The following is a 20,621-nucleotide window of genomic DNA, read 5'->3' as shown; positions in this document are numbered from 1 at the left end:
AACGGTTTACGGGCGGGTGTTATGCAGCCACGAAGCTCACTGTGCATTCGAATAGCTAAACAGCAATGCTATACGATTACATGCAACAATATGTTACTCCTGTAAATGAAATAATTAATTAAGCAATTCTGAAGGTTGCGGTTAATCTCTAATCGCTAATTTCCATGGCTTTCAAATTTAGAATGACGTACGGGCAGCGTCATTATATTATTCACGATGCAAAAATAGATAAATATCTTTTTGATCGATTTAAATTTTTGCGGGTTTAATTGTACTTTTCACGGCTTTCTCGTTGAAATGCCGCCGGAGTTTGTCCGGTATGCTTCTTAAAAAAGCGGTTAAAGTAAGCATCGTCTTCGAAATTCAGGTGCGAGGCAATCTGCTTTACAGAGTGCTCACCCCAGTACAGTAGCCGCTTTGCTTCGAGTATGCGCTTCTCATCTATGACATATTTCGCATTGCGCCCCATGAGCGACTTCACAGTATCATTCAGGTGACCAGGGGTCACAAATAACATTTCAGCATAATCTGACACCTGCGCCTTTTCATGGTAATGTTTATCCACCAGCACCTTAAACTGCCGCGCCATATTATATTGTGCGCTCTCTACCCTCAACCAGATGTTGTCACGCGTAACGGGTTCGGATATACGGCCGCAGGCAATAATAAAGGCATTGAGCAGGTTGCGGATAATTTCTTCCCGGCGGATTCTGTTCGAAACATATTCCTTTTCGATCAGGTAAGCATAGGACAACAATTCTTCCAGCTGCTCATTATTTACCGGAATTACCCCTGAACCGAAGATGCAGCGCCAGCAGCTCACCACACCCTGCAGTTCTGACTGCAGAAACTCATCGGTGAAATAGATACTGATCATTTCGCAGTCCTCCCCCATTTCGTGGAGGTGCACCTGGTCAGGCTCCATCAGCATTACTGCCGGCGCCATGACCTGGTGCTGACGGAAGTCCACCGACTGATGGATACTTCCTTTCACTACTATATCAATACTATATCCTGTATGACGATGAGGAATGGCAAAGTCTTTCACCATAGGCTCGCAGCCCTTCATCCTCGTGATCAGAAACGGAAAACCATCTGTGCAGTCTTCCAGTCGATATACAGGGATAGGTACTTTACTTGCTACTTCCATCTTCGGTTCATTTTATGGTAATTGAATTACTCGGATACTTTCTCTTCTACGAGTACCAGATCGCTGAGTTTCACGTTGATAGGCACTTTTCCTAACTGTACAATCGCGCGTTTGTCGCGGATTTCAATCAGTTTACCTACCTGGCGGTTGCTCATGATTTTCACCTGGTCACCCACCTGCACTTCTCCGCCCACTTCCTTGAATTTATCCTGGACTTTCTTGTCAATTTTTTCATTGATCTGCTTTTCTCTGCGGCGGAAGAGCAGTATTTCAGCGGCTTTCATCACTTTTTCGCGCTCGTCGTTTTTCTCGGCGCGCTTCCATTCCACCACGATCTGCTTGAGCTTGCGCTCCATATCTTTCAGATATTGCAGGTCATCTTCCTTAATCTTATTCTGCAATTTAAGGAAGGTTATCTGCTGGTTTTTGCGCTCCTTGTCGGCCAGCTCTTCATATTCGCGTTTCAGTCTCTCGTTTTCCTTCAGCAGTTTATGCAGGTCCTTCTTTTCGGTTTCTACTTTCTGGAGATCCTGTTCTGCCTTATTCAGCAGTTTATCGAGTTTAAAGTGGCCTTCGTCTACCAGTTTTCTCGCACGTGCTATCAGCGAGGGATGTAAACCTATACGCTGTGCGATGGAGAAAGTGTAGGAGCTACCAGGTTTACCGATCAGCAATTTATACAGCGGCATAAGGGTTTCTTCGTCGAAGCCCATAGCACCGTTGATGATGCCTTTCACCTTATTAGCCATTACCTTCAGGTTGAGGTAGTGGGTAGTTACAATACCAAAGGCATGTTTCTTTGCCAGCTCCTCCATGATTACCTCTGCAAAAGCTCCTCCCAGGTTAGGATCGGACCCACTTCCCAGCTCATCTATGAAAAACAGCGTTCTTCCGTTCGCATTTTCCATGAAATATTTCATGTTTTTCAGGTGAGATGAATAGGTACTGAGCTCAAACTCCAGGGACTGGGTATCCCCAATGTGGATCATGAGTTGCTTGAAAATACCCATCTGGGAGGTAGGGTGTACCGGTACCAGTAATCCCGATTGCAGCATCAGCTGCAGCAATCCAATGGTTTTAAGCGTCACCGTTTTACCGCCGGCATTGGGTCCGCTGATTACCAGGATATGGTTATCCTTGTCCAGCGTGATGTTTACCGGTATGGTAGGCTTACTGTTTTTACGGTTATACAGCAGCAGTAACGGGTGGTATGCCTGCACCAGGTGTACCTGTGCGTGTGGCACCAGTGCGGGGTAATTTCCGTCCATATCCAGTGCCAGCTTAGCTTTAGCGCGGATAAAGTCGTATACACCCAGTACGTCATGGTAGCTGTTCAGCAAACCGCTGTAGCCATTCAGCTTGGCGGTCAGCTGCCGCAGGATGCGGTATACTTCGCGGTTTTCTTCTCTTTCGAGCGACTGCACATCATTATTCAGCTCAATGGTTTCGTCCGGCTCCAGGAAAGTGGTTTTTCCGGTGTCGGATTCCCCGTGGATGATACCCTTTACCATGCGTTTGTTTTCCGCATAGATGGCTACCACACGGCGACCATTGAGGAAAGCTTCTCCCTGGTCGGCCAGGTAATTGGCTTTCTGCAGTTTCTGCATCACACGCTCAAAGGCACGACGTAACTCTGTACGCTTGCGGAACAGGGACATACGGATTTTTGCCAGCTCAGGGCTTGCATTATCCTTTACCTGCCCCACCTCGTCGAGTACTTCATCGATTAAAGCGGTGATTTTTTTCTCGTAATAGGTTTCTTTAATAACCTCGTGTAATGCAACATATTGCACCTTACGGTCATGATCAAAGAAGCGGGTAATGGCATGCATGCTTTCCGCAAGTTTGCGGATCTGCAAGGCCTGTTCCCCGGTGAGTACGGCACCCTGGATGGACAAAAGCTTCAGCTCCGTCTTCAGGTTCAGTACAAAATCATTGGGGAAATGCTCCTGTAATAAGGTAAGTTGCTTGTATTCATGCGCCTGTTGCAAGGCGGTTTTTACGTAATCTATATGCGTATGCAGCCGGAGATCAATGGCCATCTGTTTACCCAACTCCGTCTTACAGTGCTCCGTCAGGAGCTGTTGTACTTTATCAAATTCCAACTGCATCAACGCAGATTCAGGAAAATATTTCAATTGTAATGTATTGTTTAATAATAAATCAGACCATCTCCTTACGTGCTGCTAACATAGGCGGTGGTCAGTGAGCATTCATTTTACTTTTCTGTTTGCTAAGGTTAAAAACGCTGCTGCTGGGCAAAAAGAATGTTAAAGTTACTTAACTTGTCGTTCTCTTGTATCAATTTACACGTAAATAATATTTGCGCTGTAAGGTTTGGGCATTTTTTGCGTCTTACTGGTAAGTGGTTTAACCAACAATTAAAAACGGTTTCATTATGCGAAAATACTCAATATTTATTTTTCTGATCACACTGGCGCTGGCAGCCTGCGCCCAAAATAAAAAGGATAAGGTCCCCAACGATATGGAAGCAAAGAATAATACCAGTCTCCAAACCGCCACATTCGGCGGCGGATGCTTCTGGTGCACAGAAGCACAGTTCCAATACCTGGATGGGGTAGTGAAAGTGGAATCCGGCTACTCCGGTGGTAATGTCCCCGATCCTACCTACGAACAGGTATGTGAAGGCAATACCGGCCATGCAGAGGTTATCCAGGTAACGTATGATACCACAAAAATCAGCTACGATGAACTCCTGGAGGCATTCTGGATCAGCCACGACCCTACCCAGCTTAACCGCCAGGGTAACGACGTGGGCACCCAATACCGCTCCGTTATCTTCTACCATAACCCGGAACAAAAGGAAAAAGCGGAATATTATAAAAATAAGCTGCAAAATTCCGGCGCCTATGAAAAGCCTGTCGTGACAGAGATTGCGCCGTTCACGAAATTCTATGTGGCAGAAGACTACCATCAGAATTACTATAACCAGAACGGATCACAGCCCTATTGCTACTTTGTGATCAAGCCTAAACTCGAAAAGTTTAAGAAAGTGTTTAAGGAGCATTTGAAGAAACAGTAGATCTTGTTTTTAATAGCAGGAAGAGCCGATCGCCTTTGGTGATCGGCTCTTCCTGCTTAGGGAACCGGGCGACAGCCAGCTCCCTAAGCAGGAAAAAGGCCTATGGGAAAAAGTAAGGTTTAATCAGCCTTTTTTATTATCTTCCATCAGTTATAAAAAACTGAAATTCCATTAATGAGCACCGTAAAAGACCTTGCCGCTGCCTGCCCGTACTGTGGCAGCCATGATCTAGTCCGCGCTATACCTGAAAAAAATCCTGCTGATGTAATTGTAGTCTGTGATCACTGCCAAAAGGTGATCCCCGCCTACCCGTCGACCCCACATTCGCTGGCACAACAAAAAAAGAACATCCACGAACAGGTCGTCGACCTGTGCCTAAGTCACGGACTTATTCACGGCATCAAATACTACCTGATCGAGATGAATAAGCTGAGCAGCACTAAAGTCTCCCTATCACAAGCGAAACAGGAAGTAGATAGCTTATTGGCTTCCAGAGGACTTACACATGCAATAAAAAAACCAAACAAAAATGGCTGCGTTATAGTACTTATTGTGATTTTGCTGATCGCCGCCAGCCTGGTTTACTTCTTCAGCCAGCGCTAATTTCGATTTTACCCGCTTTTATTGTAACTTTGTACTGTAATAACATTAATTACAGAATGAACAACGGCAGATTTCCGATTTCTCTTCACATACTCACCCTCCTGGCAAGGGCGGAAGGGAGTTTATTGTCGTCCGACTTCATAGCCGGCAGTATCAACTGCAACCCGGTAATCGTTCGTAAGGAAATCAGCAACCTCCGCAACAGCGGCCTGGTGGAAAGTAAAGAAGGTAAAAATGGCGGTGCCGCCCTGGCAAAACCCGCTGAAAGCATTATGCTTTCTGATATTTACGGGGCCGTACGGCAATCTTCCCTCCTGGGCAACAGCCGCAATACCCCTAACCCTGATTGTGCCGTAGGCAGAGATATTAATACCCACCTGGAACACCTGTACGCAGAAGTGGAAGACGTACTGGTGAATAAATTACATGGCATTTCCCTGGCCGACTTCTCCCGGCAATTTGATTAATCGGCCGACTTCAAACTCTTTGCAGGATTAGCAACAGCAGCTTTTATAGCATGGTAACTAACGGTCAGTAATGCCACCGCCAATACCGTCAAAGCTGTTATAATAAAGACCTCCGGGTTCAAATGGATATGATAGGCAAACTGGTCCAGCCACCGGCCCATGTACCACCATGCCACCGGAACAGTAACGGCAATCGCTATTAACACCAGTTTGATAAAGTCCAGCGATAGTAAACCAACAATTCCCCAAACACTTGCACCCAATACCTTACGGATGCCGATTTCCTTATTTCGCTGCACTGCCGTAAAGGCTGCCAGGCCCAGCAAACCCAGACAGGCAATAAACAACGCCAGCAGGGTAAACATCATGAATACACGCTCCTGCACACGCTCCTTTTCATACTGCCTGCCAAATGCTTCATCCAGAAAGCGATAGGAGAAGGTATTTTCTTTCTCATACTGATGATAAACCTTTTCAATCCATGCAATGGCCTGCGGAATATTTTCACTGCTGATCCTCACAAATAAATTATCTTCCATCTCGGGTACAGGCGCCATTCTCAACACTAACGGGGCCACTTTATGCTGCAAGGAATAAATATGAAAATCCTTTACCACTCCAACAATCACCCTTGACACCGATATATTTTTATCATTGATGGCAAATTCCACGCGCTTGCCGATGGGATTCGTATAGCCGAGCTTCTTCACCAAAGTTTCATTTATCAATACACCATGGTAACGGTCCCCATCTCCCTTATCCGACAGATTTCTACCTTGTATCACTTTTATACCCATGGTAGGGATGAAATCAGCATCCACATAAAAGTTCTGGGCCAACAGGGTAGCTGAAGGCATCCGGCCATCGGACTGCTCAAACAGGAATCCGTTTGTACCAATGTTATTATCCCCAATGGGATTACTGGACGCAGTTACGCTTTTGATCAATTTATTTTCCAACAGCTGCTGCTTGATGGCGGCAATATGATGACGGCTCTCCTGATCTGGTAAATGAAAGGTGAGCAACTGATGTTTGTTGAATCCGATATCAGTGGTAGTCACATATTGTAATTGCCTGTAAGCCACGTTGGCGCTGACTGCCAGCAGTATCGCGATGCAAAACTGAAATACGACCAGCCCTTTACGGAAAGCGCTATGCGATGGAATTGCGCGATGCCCTTTTAAACTATTGATCATATTAAACCCGGACATAATCAACGCCGGATAAGCACCCGCCAGCAATGCCGTTCCCAATGCCACCAACAGTACCGCTATAACGGTAACGCCTATCCCGGCATCCCAGATATGCAGGCTTACACCAGTAATATTATTGAATGCCGGCAGCACAGTGACCACCAGTGCAAATGCCACAACTACCGCTACCAGCGTCAGAATAAGGGCTTCCGCTATAAACAGCATCGCCACCTGCCATCTGTCGGACCCCAGCGCTTTACGGACACCTACTTCCCTGGTTCGTACCACTGCACGGGCAGTAGAAAGGTTCATATAATTAATACAACCTATCAGCAAAATCAGGATGGCTGCACAAAGAAAAATATACACATACACTACATTTCCATTGGCTCCCAGCTCAAAGCTCAGGTGAGATTGTAAGTGGATCGTGGTCAGGGGTTGCAGGGTCATGTTGAACGACACGCCTTCTCCCATATATTGCTTCAGGTACTTATCATAAAAACCTTTGAGCTTGGTTTGTAGGCCATCTGCGCTGGCACCGGGTTTCAACAACAAATAAGTATAGAGTTCAAAGTTCTGCCAGCCATCGGCATGATAATCCGCCGGCATGGCCCTTACTGCTTCAAATTGAAAATGTGTATTTACCGGAACGTCATCCACTACCGCAGCTACCTGGTAAACACTCGGTTTATTGATGACCACTGCTTTTCCTATAGCGGCTTCCGGGCTTCCAAACATTTTTACCGCCGTGGTTTTGGTGAGCACGATGTTACCGGGTGCATTCAAGGCTGTTTCGGCATTGCCGGCGAGGGATTTAAAATTAAAAACTTTAAAAAAAGTAGGATCAGTGATAAAAAGGGAACCAATATCATAGCGTTTGTTGCCGGATTCCAGGGTGTTATTGCCGTCTGCCGCAATGCGCAACGCTGTTTCCACCTCAGGATAGTCGCGCTGCAATACCGGCCCGAAAGGTGCGGAGGTACTGGCCAGATTCAGGTTACCTCCCGTCCAGCTGGCGGCATTCACTACCCGGTATATCCGGTCGCCTTTATCAAAATAGGTATCGTAGCTTTTCTCCTTATACACATACAAGAGCAACACCCAACAGGCTGCCAGGCCAATGGTGAGTCCCGTCAGGTTGATCAATGTATACAAGCGATAACGAAGCAGGTTACGCCACGCAATCAATATGTAGTTGTGTATCATAGGGATTAATTTTACAGAGATATCACACCTGCTATGCCAAGGGGGAATTATTTACATAAGAACCAAATACATATAATAAATAATACAACACTGTTCGTTTTTAGTACAACCTTGTCCGTTATTATGCTTTCAGGTAGTCCCCATCCATCTGCACCACATTATTTTCTACGCTGGCAACGATACCTTTGAGAAATTCTGTTCTCATATCTTCGGTCACCCTGCTGAAACCAAACATTTTAGCCATAAAAGGCACGGCGGCTTCGGGCTGAATGGCCACCGCATCTTTTACCACTTTCTCCAGTGCTACGCCCATCTCTTCTACGGCGATGTAATTCACTTTCCTGGCGGATGCCGGCAACTCACTACGGTCACGCACCAACGGTGATGGGAGATCCACATGCCAGAGGAATTGCCCTTTGATACGGATACGCTTACCCGCATCGGCGTGCCGTACAGCGTGGCGGAGTACTTCCCGGAGTCGCGGTCCTACCCGCGTAACACCTGCGGCTTCCACCATCCTGCGTGCCAGCTCATCAAAATGCACCGGGCTTTCCACCTCTACTACCTGTTGAATCCAGTTGCAGAGCTGCCCTATCGGCGCCTGATGAAGTTCCTGCTCGCGGATATCTTCCGGCAGGCTGGCGATCTGGTAAGGCACCGTTTTTTCTTCCGGCACTTCCACCACGGTACGTTCCATGGCAATTTCTTCGGCGGTAATTTCCTCTGCTTTATCAGCCTGCTGGTGGGCATGCTTTGCTGCTTCAATGGCGGCGATGAGTCGCTCCAGCTCCGCCTCCGGATGATGGAACCAGTCGGTACTCCAGATGCGGTGTATCTTCCAACCCATACCTTCCAGCACTTGCTGACGGAGCCGGTCCCTGTCGCGTGCGGACCTTGCCGAGTGATAGGCAGCGCCGTCGCATTCTATTCCCAGCAGGTAGCGTCCCGGAAAATCGGGATCTACCACGGCCATATCTATATAGAAGCCTTTGGCGCCCACCTGTTTGCGGATAGTATACCCTTTAGCGGCGAGTGCGGCGGCTACGTTTTCTTCAAACGGGCTATCTGCCGGCAAACCGGTTTCTTCAGTGTAGTTGAGTTTACCATGTTGTGCGTAGTAGAGGAAGCTCTTGAGTGCACGTATACCGTAGCTCTGGGTGCGACTCTCATCAATATCATCTGCGGTGATGTTGGTAAACACTTCGCAGCGCAGCTTGGCGCGGGTAATGAGTACATTGAGCCGGCGTTCGCCGCCTTCGTTGTTGAGCGGCCCGAAAGACATGGCCACATAGCCTTCCTCCGTACGGCCGTAACCGATAGAGATATAGATTACGTCCCTTTCATCCCCCTGTACGTTTTCGAGGTTCTTGACAAAAAAGGGCTCATCGTGGTGACTGGTGAAGAAGCTTTCCAGCTCCGGGTGTGCCTTTCGGCGTACTTCCAGTGCATCACTGATGGCTTCTCGCTGGCTGGTACTGAAGGCTACCACGCCCAGACTTTGTTTCGGAAATGTTTTTGCATGTGCGATAACGGCATCGGCTACACGCTCCGCCTCTTTGGGATTGGTGCGGGTTTTACCCCTGTCGTACGCTGTATCTGCGAGGTGATGGAATACCAGGCCGGCCTGCTCTTTGGTGCCCGGGCCCGGGAATATCACCAGTTTATTATCGTAAAATTCATGGTTGGAAAGGGTGATCAGGGATTCATGGCGACTACGGTAATGCCAGCGGAGCATGCGTTGTGGCGCGCCCTGCGCATCGCAGAGGCCGAGGATGCTTTGCATGTCGGCCGTTACGTTTTCTTCATCATCTATTTCGCGGGTGAGCGTGTCGAAGAAGCTCGTAGGTGGCAGCTGTCGCGTATCTCCTACTACAACCAGCTGTTTACCCCGCATGATGGCGCCCAGCGCATCTACCGGCCGCACCTGGCTGGCTTCATCAAATATAACGAGGTCGAACTCCACTGATTCCGGCGGCAGGAAGTTGGCGATAGACATAGGGCTCATCATAAATACCGGCTTAATGGCCTGTATAGCCCAGCCGGCGGCCTGCATCAGCTTACGCACCGGCATATGTCTTGCCTTTTTATTGAACTCTGTTTTAAGGATGTTTACTTGTCCGCCTGCTTCCGTTTTAGGCATTTGCTCCCAATGGTGCAGTGCCGCACGTATACGGTTATACTGTAACTGTAAGGTATCGAGGCGCTGGAATTGCCGGATGAGCTCTTCGTGACTGGAGCGGTTGAACTGTCGTAATTCCGGGTATTGTCGCACTGCCGCTTCCAGCAGGTATTCGTACCAGCTTTTGAGCAGGGCGGCTTTGAGATATTGTCCGGCTGCGGGCCAGTGCAGGCCTGCCTCCGTGAGGCATTGCAGGTTTTCTTTTTCTGCCGTGGCGGAAATATTATTCCACGCAATGGTATGTGTGATTTCAGGGAGATGTGAATGCCACTCGTGCAGGGTTTCCTGCTGGGCGGCGAAGGTCTGCTCCTGCAATGGTGGCAGGGGCAGACGTTTGCTTTCTTCCATTTGCAGCGCTTGCAGGGCTGCCCCTAATTTTTCTTTGGTAAGAATTATTTGTTGATGGAGGCGCTGTTGTTCCTGGGTAGCTTTTACCGGATCGGTCTGGCGTTGCAGGCAGTCGATTACTGCGGCGGGAACGGTGCCTTGCTGAATTTGCTGGTGGAGTTGCTGTAGCCAGGTGGCGGCGGTGTTGAGCACCGGCCAGTTGCTATGCAGTTTTTCCCAGCGTGTAGCGAAGAGGCCATCGGTGAGGGCGGCGTTTTCTTTGAGGATGGCTTCGAAGCGGCGGCAGGCCATCACATCATCTACATATTGCAGCCGTGTGGCGTTATCGTTTGGCAGGCCCTGGAGGCAGAGGGCAGCGAGTTGTTGTTTGCTGCGGCGCCAGGAGCCGATGAGGAACTTATACCATTTTTCGCCATGTGCCAGCACATCCTGGCGTACCTGCAACAAGTCCTGGTCCCAGGCTTCGGGGATCAGGAGGTTTTTATATTGTTCACGAAGTGCGGCGGCCTGTTCTCCGGCTGACAGCACTTCCTGTATCAGTTGTGATTGGCGCAGCCATCCCGGGTGGCTGATATTCATTTCGTGTATATCCGGCTGGCTGGCGATTACTTCGCAAATGGTCACCAGGCTGTTGGCGGCGGCGAAGGTATCAGGTGCCGGGAGTTGCAGCCAGGTGGCGGTTTCGGCGCAGCGGTGTTGCAGTTGCTGCGCGGCGGTGATGGCTTCTTCCAGTATGAGTTTTACGTTGGCTTGCTCATGAGGCAGCAGGCTGGTGAGCATGGAGCCTCTGAATATGGCGGTGGCGGGTACGCCTGTCATGCGCAGGCATGCCTGCATACGTTCGGCCAGTGCTACAGCTTTACCGGCCGTGTAGGCGTTCCAGTTACTAATATCGGGAACGGCTATACGGGGTAAGGTTACGTTTTCGGTATCCTGGCGCAGTTGCAGCAGATTACCGATTATTTGTTGCGGGGTGAGACTGCTGTTTTGTATTTCGGTGTTGATGGCGAGGCAGTAGTCGTTCAGTTCATCGCGGGTATTGTCCAGCAGGTGTAGCTCCTCCTGCAGTCTGGAAGCTGCGGGCTTACCAAGATCGAGTACGCGGCGGAGTTCCTGGTGCAGTGCTTTTTTATTGGCTTTATGGCTGTGCAGTTCCAGGCAGGCTTCACCGAGATAGATGTTATCCAGCCGGCGTTTTACCACTTCCAGGGCGGCGAGTTTTTCTGCTACGAACAGTACTTTCTTACCACGACCGATGGCATCTGCAATGATATTGGTGATCGTTTGGGACTTACCGGTGCCGGGAGGTCCCTGGATGACGAGGTTGCGCCCTTGTTGTACAGCCAGCATGGCCATGATCTGGGAGCTGTCGGCGTCTACAACCTGAAATAATTCCGCAGCATTGGTATCCCTGTCGATGAATGCATTTTCCGGAATATCGGGATTAGGGTCCTGAAATCCTGCACCGAACAGGCTGGCAATCAGCGGATGTTCTTCCGGCTTTTGGCCGTTGGGCCAGTTGTCGCTGTCCAGGTCATTATAGATCATGAATTTCCCGAAGGAGAAGAAGCCGAGTTCAATGGCGTCTGGAATTACTTTCCAGCGGTTATATCCGGTGATGGCGGTTTCCACAGCAGCGAAATATGCGGTGATATCTACATCTTCCTGGTCTGGCAGTTCCGGGATATGGATATTGAAATCCGTTTTCATTTTCGCCTGGAGGGAGATATTTTCTCCTACTTCTTCCAGGGTATATTTGAGTTTAAATCTGTCGCCCACGTTACCGCGGTCCAGCAGCACCGGCACGAGGATGAGTGGTGCCAGCCGCACTTCCTGGCTGCTATCCGTTTCGTACCATTGCAGCATGCCGAGGGAGAGGTAGAGGATATTAACCCCTTGTTCCTCCACGCTGGTGCGGGCTGCGTAATAAGTTTGCAGGAGTTTATGCTGCAGGGTAACGTTGTTTTCGTTGGTTTGCAGTTTGGTATCAGTAACAGGATCTTTTGCCGGTGCGGCAGGGGCTTCCAGTGGCAGCTCCTGGGTACGTGCCGCTTCTGCGGCGGTTTTGCCGGCAAAGGTCATTGTTTTGTTCTCGCGAACAAGAATATTATATACAGCAGCAGACTGTTCCTGCACAATGTGCAGGCCTTTGCCGGTGGGTAATTTATAGTTGAGCAGGGGATTTCTAAGGCCGAGGTCCAGCAGTTCTTTGCGGGAGGCTTCCAGCCTGCTTAAAATGGGTCCGATCATAACAGCAATGAGAAACTGTAAATTTATGGTTTATTTCCTAAAACGGGGAAGGATAGACTTACAGTATGCGGAATCGGAAAAAATAAGCAGGGAGGAATGGTCCGGTCTATCACGCCCTCGCAGTCTTCCTGTTATCTACTCTGTATTGGTGATAAACAGGCTTTGGACAGTCCTCAGGTTTTTCAATAGGATCCCACATAAGAAACTCCACAGCAAGATCCCAATTTACCAAGGTTGGAGGATAACGATCGTAAAAGTCGCGAGCTAGCTCTTCGCTCCCAAAGACAGCAGCCATTTCCCTGATTAACTCTCCCTTTTTATCTACGCTAGCATAGTGCCTCCGCCATTTTCGTATATACCATTTTTGGATTAACTGAAGTAACATACATAATATTATTATAATGAATTAGAAACAAAATTGCATACGGAAAAAACAAACGGATGTCAGTGAAACAGAATTGTGTTGCAGCACTTCTATACATTTCAAATAGCCTTCCAAATACGAAATTCTACCTTCACAGTTCATCGTTCACCACCATAGATCGTAGCTGATAATAGATGACCTGCTTTCTCATTACCTGTGATATCCGTTATACTTTTAATATAGGCTATGCTGGCATAATACCTTTGCCATTTGCAAATATAAAATCTGGTTATAATACGATGTAACCACATTGTTACAATCATTAGTAATGAAGTAAGTAATAGCAAAAAACAAATAGAAATATAACAAAAGAGGACAATGAATAATGTATACTATTGTCAAAGCACTTCTGTAGATAAATTACTCTTTTGTACCGTTGGAATGCCAATTTTTCCAGATCATTTTTATAGTAGAGTTTCAGCTCCTCATTTAATACATCCTGCAAAGCAATCTCATTAGGCGGAATATGCATAAGTAAGTATTCCTTGACAAATTGATAATAATACAAGGGTAACTTTAAAACATCCGGCTCTGCAGCACTAAGTAACGGTATCGCATACCTAATGGACAAAACAAGTGCGGCACCAAAAGAAGTAAAGCCAATTACCAACATCCAATCCACACTTCCTACCTTCAGCAACTGCTTCACTACCGGCATACTCGCTGCCAACATTACCGAATAAAAAACAAACAACATACTAAACCGCGCCGTCATCTGCTGCGCTAACGATGCATACTCCGTACATCGCTTCTCATTCAGCTCAATAAGAAAATCATTATCATAAAAGGATTTCATAAAGGTTAAGTTTTTCACAATGGTTATAATCAAATGTAAGTAGTTCTAACTAATTCATGCTGTTCATTTTCATTCGCGGAAAATTGATCTGTTCATTCTCATTCGTTTTGTCAGGAAAGGCTTGTTCATTCCGCGAATGAGCGATTTTTAAGCCTTTTTACGGTCCCTTGCCAACAGGGAAGCATAGTACTTGGCGGCGTAATAATACAATTCACATTCTTCCCTGCGCTGCTCCGCAGCAAACAGGCGATTGATAAACATATGAAAATAACTTCCGGCCAAACTTAATACAGAAGGAGGTACGTTTGCCCGCTCCGCCTGCCTCCGCACTTTTCCCAGCAAAGCCTGCCCACCGCTGCCCACCGGCATACCCATGGCATCCGTAATTTGCTTTTGCATCAATCGATAATTGCGATCCAGTTCCAACTTCATCCCCGCGTCCTGCTCTTTTCCAAGCTCCCGGCTGAAATTCCGGAAATGCCGCTCCGCCAGCTGGTGCTGCTGCTCCAACGTCAATCCCAGCCCGGCATAATACGCAGCCAGCCCAGACAAGCCCGCCAGCTGCCTGTTGGCGCCCACATTCAGCAACGCCACCACGCTATTACTATCCCAATCAAAAACCATTTCCGACAGCAACATCGTTTCCTCCCCATAACGCTCCACCTCCCGCTCATAAGTATCCAGCATCACCTGGGCAATTTTGCCAGCCTTTATTTCCTTATCAAACACGGTATAAAAAGCCTGCATTACCTTAGCCACCTCCTGCTTACGTTTTACCTGCACCCTCACCCGCACGTGAAATGCGGGGTCGTAATAACGAATGAAAAACCATTTTACCACCAGGCCGTTCTTTTTCAGCTTTGCCACCAGAGGCGCCAGTCGCCCGGTAATCAGCGTATCAGCATAATTAACGCTTGTATATAGTTTAAAATACACCCACTCCGACCCGGGAATGAATACACGCTCCACGCGACCACCCGGTAAATAATGCTTACCCGGCACCAATAATACTTCCCGCTCCCTGGCGAGTGGCAATATGTACTCGTTGTTATAATGTAAACCCTCATGGGCAACCGGTGAAACACCCGTCATCACAATGCTTTCCACCAGTTTTATCCGGCCCCGCTGCTCCAACTCCCGGCATAAAAAATGAATCACCAAATCGGAGTAAGTATCCAGTATCAGCTTATTATCCCCCTCTACATATTCTATAAACGCTGGTAATTGACAAACCTGCTCCAGGTATGCCCCCAATAGTGCCGGTGTAAGCTTTTCACGAGTTACCTCGCCTGCACTAATATGCCAGGTGGCAGGTGATAAGATCACATTCTCATATCGCACCCGTGGTAAAAAACTATCCTGACTCATACGCTCCCAACTCCATCCTACTACGGACCGAAGTCCCTGAAACTGTAAATCACAGAGGAAATTATATACGGGCAATGTAGCATCAGAACTGAAGTTATGTGCGGACGACAACCGCGGCACCACCTCTTTTCCAAGGCTACGCGAAAACAATACCACCCGCTCATCTTCCACCTTCAGATATAAATCCTGTAATGACAACTGCTGCTCCTGCGGCCTCGACGATCTCGCCAGAAAAGGAATTTCATACACCCTCATATGCGGGCGTGTTAAAATATTGCCGATCCTCGGCTGCGGCAGATGCACGATCTCCGCGAAAATCTTATCCGGATGTAATTGCTCTTCTTCTTTCAGCACGGCCTTAACCCAGTCTTCCAACTGCGCATCCATATGGCAAAACCGCCCCAGTAAGTTGGCCGCCGACGGACCAGCAGCAGCACTCAACAGTATATCCGTTTCCGTTAGCTTAAACATCACATACATGGAATCAGGCAATTCGGAAGCTGCTGGCAACGGAAACTTTTCCAAAGCCTCATCAGTCATTACTATCTCCTGCTGCTGATGCAATTTCGCCTCCAACAGCTTTTCCATCTTATACCGCGATATCTGTTCCTGTAGCGGCATCAGCGTGTCCACCGCGGGTAGTTTCTTGTAGTCTATTCCAATATCCGGGTCCAGTGCCTTCAGCAGCGGCACCGACTGCCGGTCGTACTTTTTAATAAACGCCTCCCGGAATGCATTCACTTTACCAGTAGCAGTTCCGGACGTCCCCAACCGGGAAACCGCCCTCAATGCGCGCTTCACATTTATTACAATGTTGCTGTCCAGCGTATTTATGGTGCACGGGCGACTGGCATCTACCTGAAATACCTGGTTATCCTGCCTGGGCACGAATAACTCATTCACCTGCCGCCGCAAATGCAGGTAAGGCGCCAGGCCGGCATCTCCTTTAATGGCGCCCGCCAGGGCATGAATATTCACTAAACCTGCCATCATCGGATGCGTCACTTTCATCTCCCTTAATTTCTCCAACAACTCCTCCAGATAGCTACTTCCCGTTACATTCGGCTCCAACTCCATCACCAGCAACTGGTTTTCAATCAGCGTATCCACATAAGCACCGGATTCTGTTTGATCATACCCCTGCTCCCGTACCAATGCCACAATATCACTATACCTGCAACCAGCCATGGTGGCGCTTAGCAGGTAACTGATCATTTCATCCTGTTCAATCTCCGCAATCGTGTGGGACTTCATACCATTAGAGGCGTAACGGACTTCAATGTAACGGAGGCGGTTACCCGATGCGTAAATCGTTTTATTAGGAACAAATACTGATTGCTGCTTCACTTCCGGCGACTTTAACAGTTCAGTCATCACATCATAGAGGTAAGCCATATCCAGCCGCACATGGCGCTGCATGCCCTGCTCACTGAAATGTACCACCGTTTGCTCACCCACCACTCCTGTACTGCCGGCTGCAAAAATACCGAAGGGCGTGCAGCGGTAACAACTGCGGGTGTAATATTTAAGGAGTGACCATTCCAACTTGGAAATTGCACGCGGATCCGTCAGCTCTCCATTCCGGTACTTTTGCACCTGTCCGTAAAAATCAGATGAAGCCAGGTACAATGCCTCATTAAAGGCGGACGATTCCAGTATCCTGTTGAATAATTCATATCTCTCCCCCTGGCCAATACAAGTATAAAACTCCCTTAGCTGCTCCAGAGAATACAAAGGGGTACGCAGAAAAAAGAAACCTGCTTTATAGGACTCAAACATGCAGATAAGATTAGGTCAGGAACGGATAAACAACGATAACAGCATCCACTCAACGGATGCAGTACAAATACAGGTTTTTCAGCAGGAAATGGGGTATTTTTTTTATTGCATCATCTTCTCTTTCATCATCTCCAGAAATGCGGGCTTATAGGTTTCGCCCAGCAAAATATCGGCTTTGATATTCTTCAACTGTATCTGATTGCCTTCTATGCCGGAGATTTTAGGGACAGCCACAATAAACGATTTGTGTATACGCATAAAATATTTGCGGGGAAGCCTATCCTCCAAATCTTTCAAATTCAGCAGCGCCATAGTTTTAGCGCCGTTATGATGGATGGCCACATAGTTTTTCATCCCTTCTATGTAGTCAATATCCGGGAGGTTTACCTTCAGCATTTTCCCTTTTAATTCTGTTTTTACAAAGATGTAATCTTCATACTGCGAATCGTCACTTGCCTGGGAAGCGGCATTGGCAGATAATATGCTCAGCGCCCGCTGTGCTGCTTTCAGAAATCGGGGAAAGGGAATCGGCTTTAGCAGGTAATCAATAACTTCCAGATCAAAGCTATCCGCTGCAAACTCGCTATAGGCAGTGGTCAGGATCACCCTGGATTTCCCCTGAATGGTTTTGATAAAATCAATACCGGAAATTTCAGGCATCTGGATATCCAGAAAAATGAGATCCACCTTTTGTGTACTCAGTATCTTCAGTGCCTCCAGCGGGTCGGTAGTGGTATGCACCAGGTTCAAAAAAGTAGTTTGCTTTACGTAGTGTACTAATATGTCAATAGCGTGTTGTTCATCATCTACTATCAAACAATTAATCATATCATTTTTAGTTTGTGGTTAATGTCGGGTTCCAGGGTTTGGGCGGTAACACCGTTTTTACTATCGTTGAAAAAAATGTATAGGTTAGCAAAATAAAAATCATCATTCTCCCCGCTGCTACCGGTTTCAAACTGATATTTACCGTTATAGGTCCAGTTGAGCCGCTTCCGGATATTTTCCACACCAATGCCATGGGATAGCTCCTTTGGGCCTTTCTTCTTCTTGTTGTATGTACTGAAATTTAAACTGGTACGGGCTTCATTTACTTCCAGGACTAACTTCACCGGGTACCTGGCATCGGTTAACTCTCCGTGTTTAAAGGCATTTTCTACCAGGGTTATCAGAACCAGCGGAATAATTTTAATTCCGGAGGTATCTCCTTTAATCTCAAAATCCAGGTGCAACTTATGACTAAACCGCAACTGATTGATCCTGATCACATTTTTCAAGTGCTCTACTTCCCTCACCAGCGATACCGTACCGGTATCATCACCAGCCTCCAGGGAGTACCTCATTATTTCTGACAAGGTAAGAATTCCTTCCGAAAGTTCTGCACCACAGGCCAGGGATTTGGCATAAAAAAAATTGAGGGTATTATGCAAAAAGTGCGGATTGATTTGGGCACGCAGGAAGGCGTGTTCCGCCTGTAGGTGCTCCTGCTCTATTTTCAGCTTTTGTAATTCAATGTTTTTTAGTTGCCTGGCCCTGCGCACGGACTGAATAGCAAAATAATATCCGAGCGCATAAGAGGCATATACTGCATATGCCCAAAAGGTACCCACCAGCAGGTTAACCAGCCGAAATGCAGGAACCGATGCTTCAGGGTTAATAATTCCTGCCAGTACATAGCCAGTTAAATAATAAACATTCATCATGCAGCAGAAAAGGAGCACCTCTGCCAGCGGAAGAAACCAGCGATATTTGCGGCGTTGTGCAAATTGCATGAGCACATAATAATGTCCGTAAAATATCATTACCGGAGGCACATGCGTCACAATAACGTCCAATATATGAAGCTTATAACCAGGTATAAGAAATACACCCTTCAGGGTACCCAGGGAAATATACACTACCCAGGCCAATACATGAATCAGCACATGGTTGTACTTCCTGAGAGAAGTAATGAGGGAGGATATAAAGCGGTTGACAATCATCCTGGACGATCTTAATTACATAATTCTATTATCAAGATATCAAAATAAAATTGATATTTAAACACCCCGCTGGTTCATTTTACGGGATCAGATTTCCAAACTTCCTCTACCCAATCGGGTATATCCTCCCCAATCAGTACATCCGGCACAATGCCGAAATTATCTAGTGGGTAATCTGGCAGCCGGTTGCTGCTGCTGGTGGGATAGCGCAGCACAAATATGCTGCATGGCATGGGCGTGGCCAAAACATCGGTGTAATCCACTGCGCCCATGGTATGGGCACCATAGAGTTTCACCTTACTGCTCTGCTTAGCCTTCAGCAAAAACATTTCGGCACTGCTGGCGCAGTTACCGTTAATAATAATCGCCACACTGGCAGGATATTTTCGTATGCCCGGCAGCGTGAGGGTATCATCCGGCCACAAATCGAAATATTCACCTACATGCAGCTGCAGTGTTGCGAGTTCGTGCCTGAACACCGCTTTCATACTATCACCGATGTTAGGATAATCGGTAATACTATAATAATCCCGGATGTTTTCTGCCGTGGCCCTTACCCGTCCGCCTATGGTGATAACAGGCCGGGTATAGAGATATGGCAGGATGTTTTCAAAACACAACACCGAGCCCCCGCTGTTATTCCGGAGGTCAATTATCAATCGGCGTGTGGTAGCCAGGATAGGCGCGTTTTGTTTGATCAGGCTGTCGATCATAGGTTTATAAGCCAGTCCGAAGCTGGGCATCGTGAGCACACAATTATCCCGATCCAGTACACGGAATGAAGGCTCCCGCTGCCGGGCTGCCGAAATTGCCGTATAGGCGGCTCCGTTATCTCCCTGTATCACCTTATGCCAAATGCCGTAAATCCCCATATCAATAGTAGTACCTGTTATCGTTACCGGTGGAATGATCAGGGAATGATCCCTGGTATAAAATGCGATTATTTGATAATTCCCCCCGGTTTTGCGCAATTTCATCTTGATTTGCCCCGGCAGCCAGAAGATACTATCGGCCCGGAGGATGAAACCTGAAAACAGGGAGCTATCCTCCTGCTGCCCTTTTTTGATCCCTATCCGGTAAGTTTTCGTTTCATCTTCCCAGATGCCCTCCAAGGTATCCAGTGCAGGCACATTCCGCGCCAGGTAAGCGGTGAATGCTTCCGGAGATTCGGCAATCGTTTCCGCCTGTCGGAAAGCCCTCCGGATAATATCGTAGTTGCTGGTATCTTCTTTTATAAACACATTCATATGCAGGTCCCGGAAAAACCGGAGCCAGGTGCGCATCACTCCCAGGCACTGATAGGTGTCCGACTGGTCAGCCACCTGCCGGAGACTGTCGGTCAGTTCCGCGAAGCGTTGCTGATTGGATGGTGTAACCTTGTCATCATACCCTGCATAGTTATGCTGCACCTTTTGCACCATAAAACGGAAATCATTGCCGCAGTTACAGTCCTGCCCCTGCAGGGCATGGCAAGTCAGCAAAAGGAAGAGGGTAACATAATGTTTCATTGGGCCGGCCTTTAGAAAATAATGGTTGGAAAATGATTTACGAACGCTGGGGGTCACAACAAACTAAGGGAAGTAATGGTAAGGGTATTTGTAACGTCGCACTCAGGGCGGGTAGAGCCAAACTGCTGTGCGCCGGCATTGTTAGTGCTTTCCCATATCTTGTTTACCGGAGATTTGTCGAGAGATACTACTGTGATTTTACCTAAGCTCAAAGGGCGTTTTTTGATAGATTTGATTTTCTGTTCCATAGCGATTTTTAGATTTGGTAGTTTGAAATAGGTTTTGATTTTCAATGTTTTCCGGAGCAATTCCGTTTGTTGAAATA

At 47.6% G+C, this 20,621-nt stretch carries 13 protein-coding genes; 3 read left to right on the top strand and 10 right to left on the bottom strand.

Annotated elements, in window-relative coordinates:
• Window positions 1-265 precede the first annotated feature (265 nt).
• Both KW844_RS05015 and KW844_RS05010 read right to left on the bottom strand, forming a co-directional pair.
• Window positions 266-1,150 (bottom strand): helix-turn-helix domain-containing protein, encoded by an 885-nt coding sequence (locus KW844_RS05015; protein ID WP_218375611.1) that lies wholly within the window; start codon window positions 1,148-1,150, stop codon window positions 266-268.
• A 26-nt stretch (window positions 1,151-1,176) separates the two neighbouring features.
• A complete protein-coding gene (locus tag KW844_RS05010; protein WP_255578216.1) occupies window positions 1,177-3,261 on the bottom strand; it encodes an endonuclease MutS2 in 2,085 nt (694 codons plus the stop codon).
• 287 nt (window positions 3,262-3,548) lie between these two features.
• On the opposite strand from KW844_RS05010, the gene msrA reads away from it, so the two are divergent.
• From msrA to KW844_RS04995, 3 genes are all read left to right on the top strand, one after another.
• Window positions 3,549-4,193: a peptide-methionine (S)-S-oxide reductase MsrA gene (msrA, locus tag KW844_RS05005; RefSeq protein WP_218375609.1), complete on the top strand. Its 645-nt coding sequence runs from the start codon at window positions 3,549-3,551 to the stop codon at window positions 4,191-4,193.
• Window positions 4,194-4,367: 174 nt separating this feature from the next.
• Window positions 4,368-4,796: a hypothetical protein gene (locus KW844_RS05000; RefSeq protein WP_218375608.1), complete on the top strand. Its 429-nt coding sequence runs from the start codon at window positions 4,368-4,370 to the stop codon at window positions 4,794-4,796.
• A 56-nt stretch (window positions 4,797-4,852) separates the two neighbouring features.
• A complete protein-coding gene (locus KW844_RS04995) occupies window positions 4,853-5,263 on the top strand; it encodes an Rrf2 family transcriptional regulator (protein ID WP_218375607.1) in 411 nt (136 codons plus the stop codon).
• Here the strand turns inward: KW844_RS04995 and KW844_RS04990 are convergent.
• The 8 genes from KW844_RS04990 to KW844_RS04955 all read right to left on the bottom strand — a co-directional run bounded on the left by KW844_RS04990 (window position 5,260) and on the right by KW844_RS04955 (window position 20,544).
• Window positions 5,260-7,662, bottom strand: coding sequence for an ABC transporter permease (locus KW844_RS04990; RefSeq protein WP_218375606.1), 2,403 nt, complete (start codon window positions 7,660-7,662; stop codon window positions 5,260-5,262). The genes KW844_RS04995 and KW844_RS04990 overlap by 4 nt on opposite strands.
• A 121-nt stretch (window positions 7,663-7,783) precedes the next feature.
• The gene (locus tag KW844_RS04985; RefSeq protein WP_218375605.1) at window positions 7,784-12,439 is read right to left on the bottom strand and encodes a DUF3320 domain-containing protein; all 4,656 of its coding nucleotides are present in this window, start codon (window positions 12,437-12,439) and stop codon (window positions 7,784-7,786) included.
• A gap of 686 nt (window positions 12,440-13,125) precedes the next feature.
• Complete coding sequence (locus KW844_RS04980; RefSeq protein ID WP_218375604.1) at window positions 13,126-13,659, bottom strand: hypothetical protein; 534 nt, start codon at window positions 13,657-13,659, stop codon at window positions 13,126-13,128.
• Between the two features lie 147 nt (window positions 13,660-13,806).
• Window positions 13,807-16,806 carry a lantibiotic dehydratase gene (locus tag KW844_RS04975; protein WP_218375603.1) on the bottom strand — a complete coding sequence of 1,000 codons (3,000 nt, stop codon included), beginning with the start codon at window positions 16,804-16,806 and terminating at the stop codon, window positions 13,807-13,809.
• A gap of 102 nt (window positions 16,807-16,908) precedes the next feature.
• Entirely contained in the window at window positions 16,909-17,634 is a 726-nt protein-coding gene (locus KW844_RS04970) for a LytTR family DNA-binding domain-containing protein (protein ID WP_218375602.1), read from the bottom strand.
• Window positions 17,631-18,788 (bottom strand): sensor histidine kinase, encoded by a 1,158-nt coding sequence (locus KW844_RS04965; protein WP_218375601.1) that lies wholly within the window; start codon window positions 18,786-18,788, stop codon window positions 17,631-17,633. Before KW844_RS04965 ends, KW844_RS04970 begins: the two co-directional genes overlap by 4 nt.
• A 74-nt stretch (window positions 18,789-18,862) precedes the next feature.
• A complete protein-coding gene (locus KW844_RS04960) occupies window positions 18,863-20,296 on the bottom strand; it encodes a S41 family peptidase (protein ID WP_218375600.1) in 1,434 nt (477 codons plus the stop codon).
• A gap of 53 nt (window positions 20,297-20,349) precedes the next feature.
• Window positions 20,350-20,544 carry a hypothetical protein gene (locus KW844_RS04955; protein ID WP_218375599.1) on the bottom strand — a complete coding sequence of 65 codons (195 nt, stop codon included), beginning with the start codon at window positions 20,542-20,544 and terminating at the stop codon, window positions 20,350-20,352.
• Between the last annotated feature and the right edge of the window lie 77 nt (window positions 20,545-20,621).

It is taken from the genome of Chitinophaga sp. sic0106 (assembly GCF_019219075.1).
Taxonomy (GTDB): Bacteria; Bacteroidota; Bacteroidia; order Chitinophagales; family Chitinophagaceae; genus Chitinophaga.
This window is presented reverse-complemented; position numbering and strand designations above follow the sequence as displayed.

Excerpts from the sequence above, each read along its gene's own strand:
- KW844_RS05015 (WP_218375611.1), bottom strand. The coding sequence starts at position 1,150 with ATGGAAGTAGCAAGTAAAGTACCTATCCCTGTATATCGACTGGAAGAC.
- KW844_RS05010 (WP_255578216.1), bottom strand. The coding sequence starts at position 3,261 with ATGCAGTTGGAATTTGATAAAGTACAACAGCTCCTGACGGAGCACTGT.
- msrA (WP_218375609.1), top strand. The coding sequence starts at position 3,549 with ATGCGAAAATACTCAATATTTATTTTTCTGATCACACTGGCGCTGGCA.
- KW844_RS05000 (WP_218375608.1), top strand. The coding sequence starts at position 4,368 with ATGAGCACCGTAAAAGACCTTGCCGCTGCCTGCCCGTACTGTGGCAGC.
- KW844_RS04995 (WP_218375607.1), top strand. The coding sequence starts at position 4,853 with ATGAACAACGGCAGATTTCCGATTTCTCTTCACATACTCACCCTCCTG.
- KW844_RS04990 (WP_218375606.1), bottom strand. The coding sequence starts at position 7,662 with ATGATACACAACTACATATTGATTGCGTGGCGTAACCTGCTTCGTTAT.
- KW844_RS04985 (WP_218375605.1), bottom strand. The coding sequence starts at position 12,439 with ATGATCGGACCCATTTTAAGCAGGCTGGAAGCCTCCCGCAAAGAACTG.
- KW844_RS04980 (WP_218375604.1), bottom strand. The coding sequence starts at position 13,659 with ATGAAATCCTTTTATGATAATGATTTTCTTATTGAGCTGAATGAGAAG.
- KW844_RS04975 (WP_218375603.1), bottom strand. The coding sequence starts at position 16,806 with ATGTTTGAGTCCTATAAAGCAGGTTTCTTTTTTCTGCGTACCCCTTTG.
- KW844_RS04970 (WP_218375602.1), bottom strand. The coding sequence starts at position 17,634 with ATGATTAATTGTTTGATAGTAGATGATGAACAACACGCTATTGACATA.
- KW844_RS04965 (WP_218375601.1), bottom strand. The coding sequence starts at position 18,788 with ATGATTGTCAACCGCTTTATATCCTCCCTCATTACTTCTCTCAGGAAG.
- KW844_RS04960 (WP_218375600.1), bottom strand. The coding sequence starts at position 20,296 with ATGAAACATTATGTTACCCTCTTCCTTTTGCTGACTTGCCATGCCCTG.
- KW844_RS04955 (WP_218375599.1), bottom strand. The coding sequence starts at position 20,544 with ATGGAACAGAAAATCAAATCTATCAAAAAACGCCCTTTGAGCTTAGGT.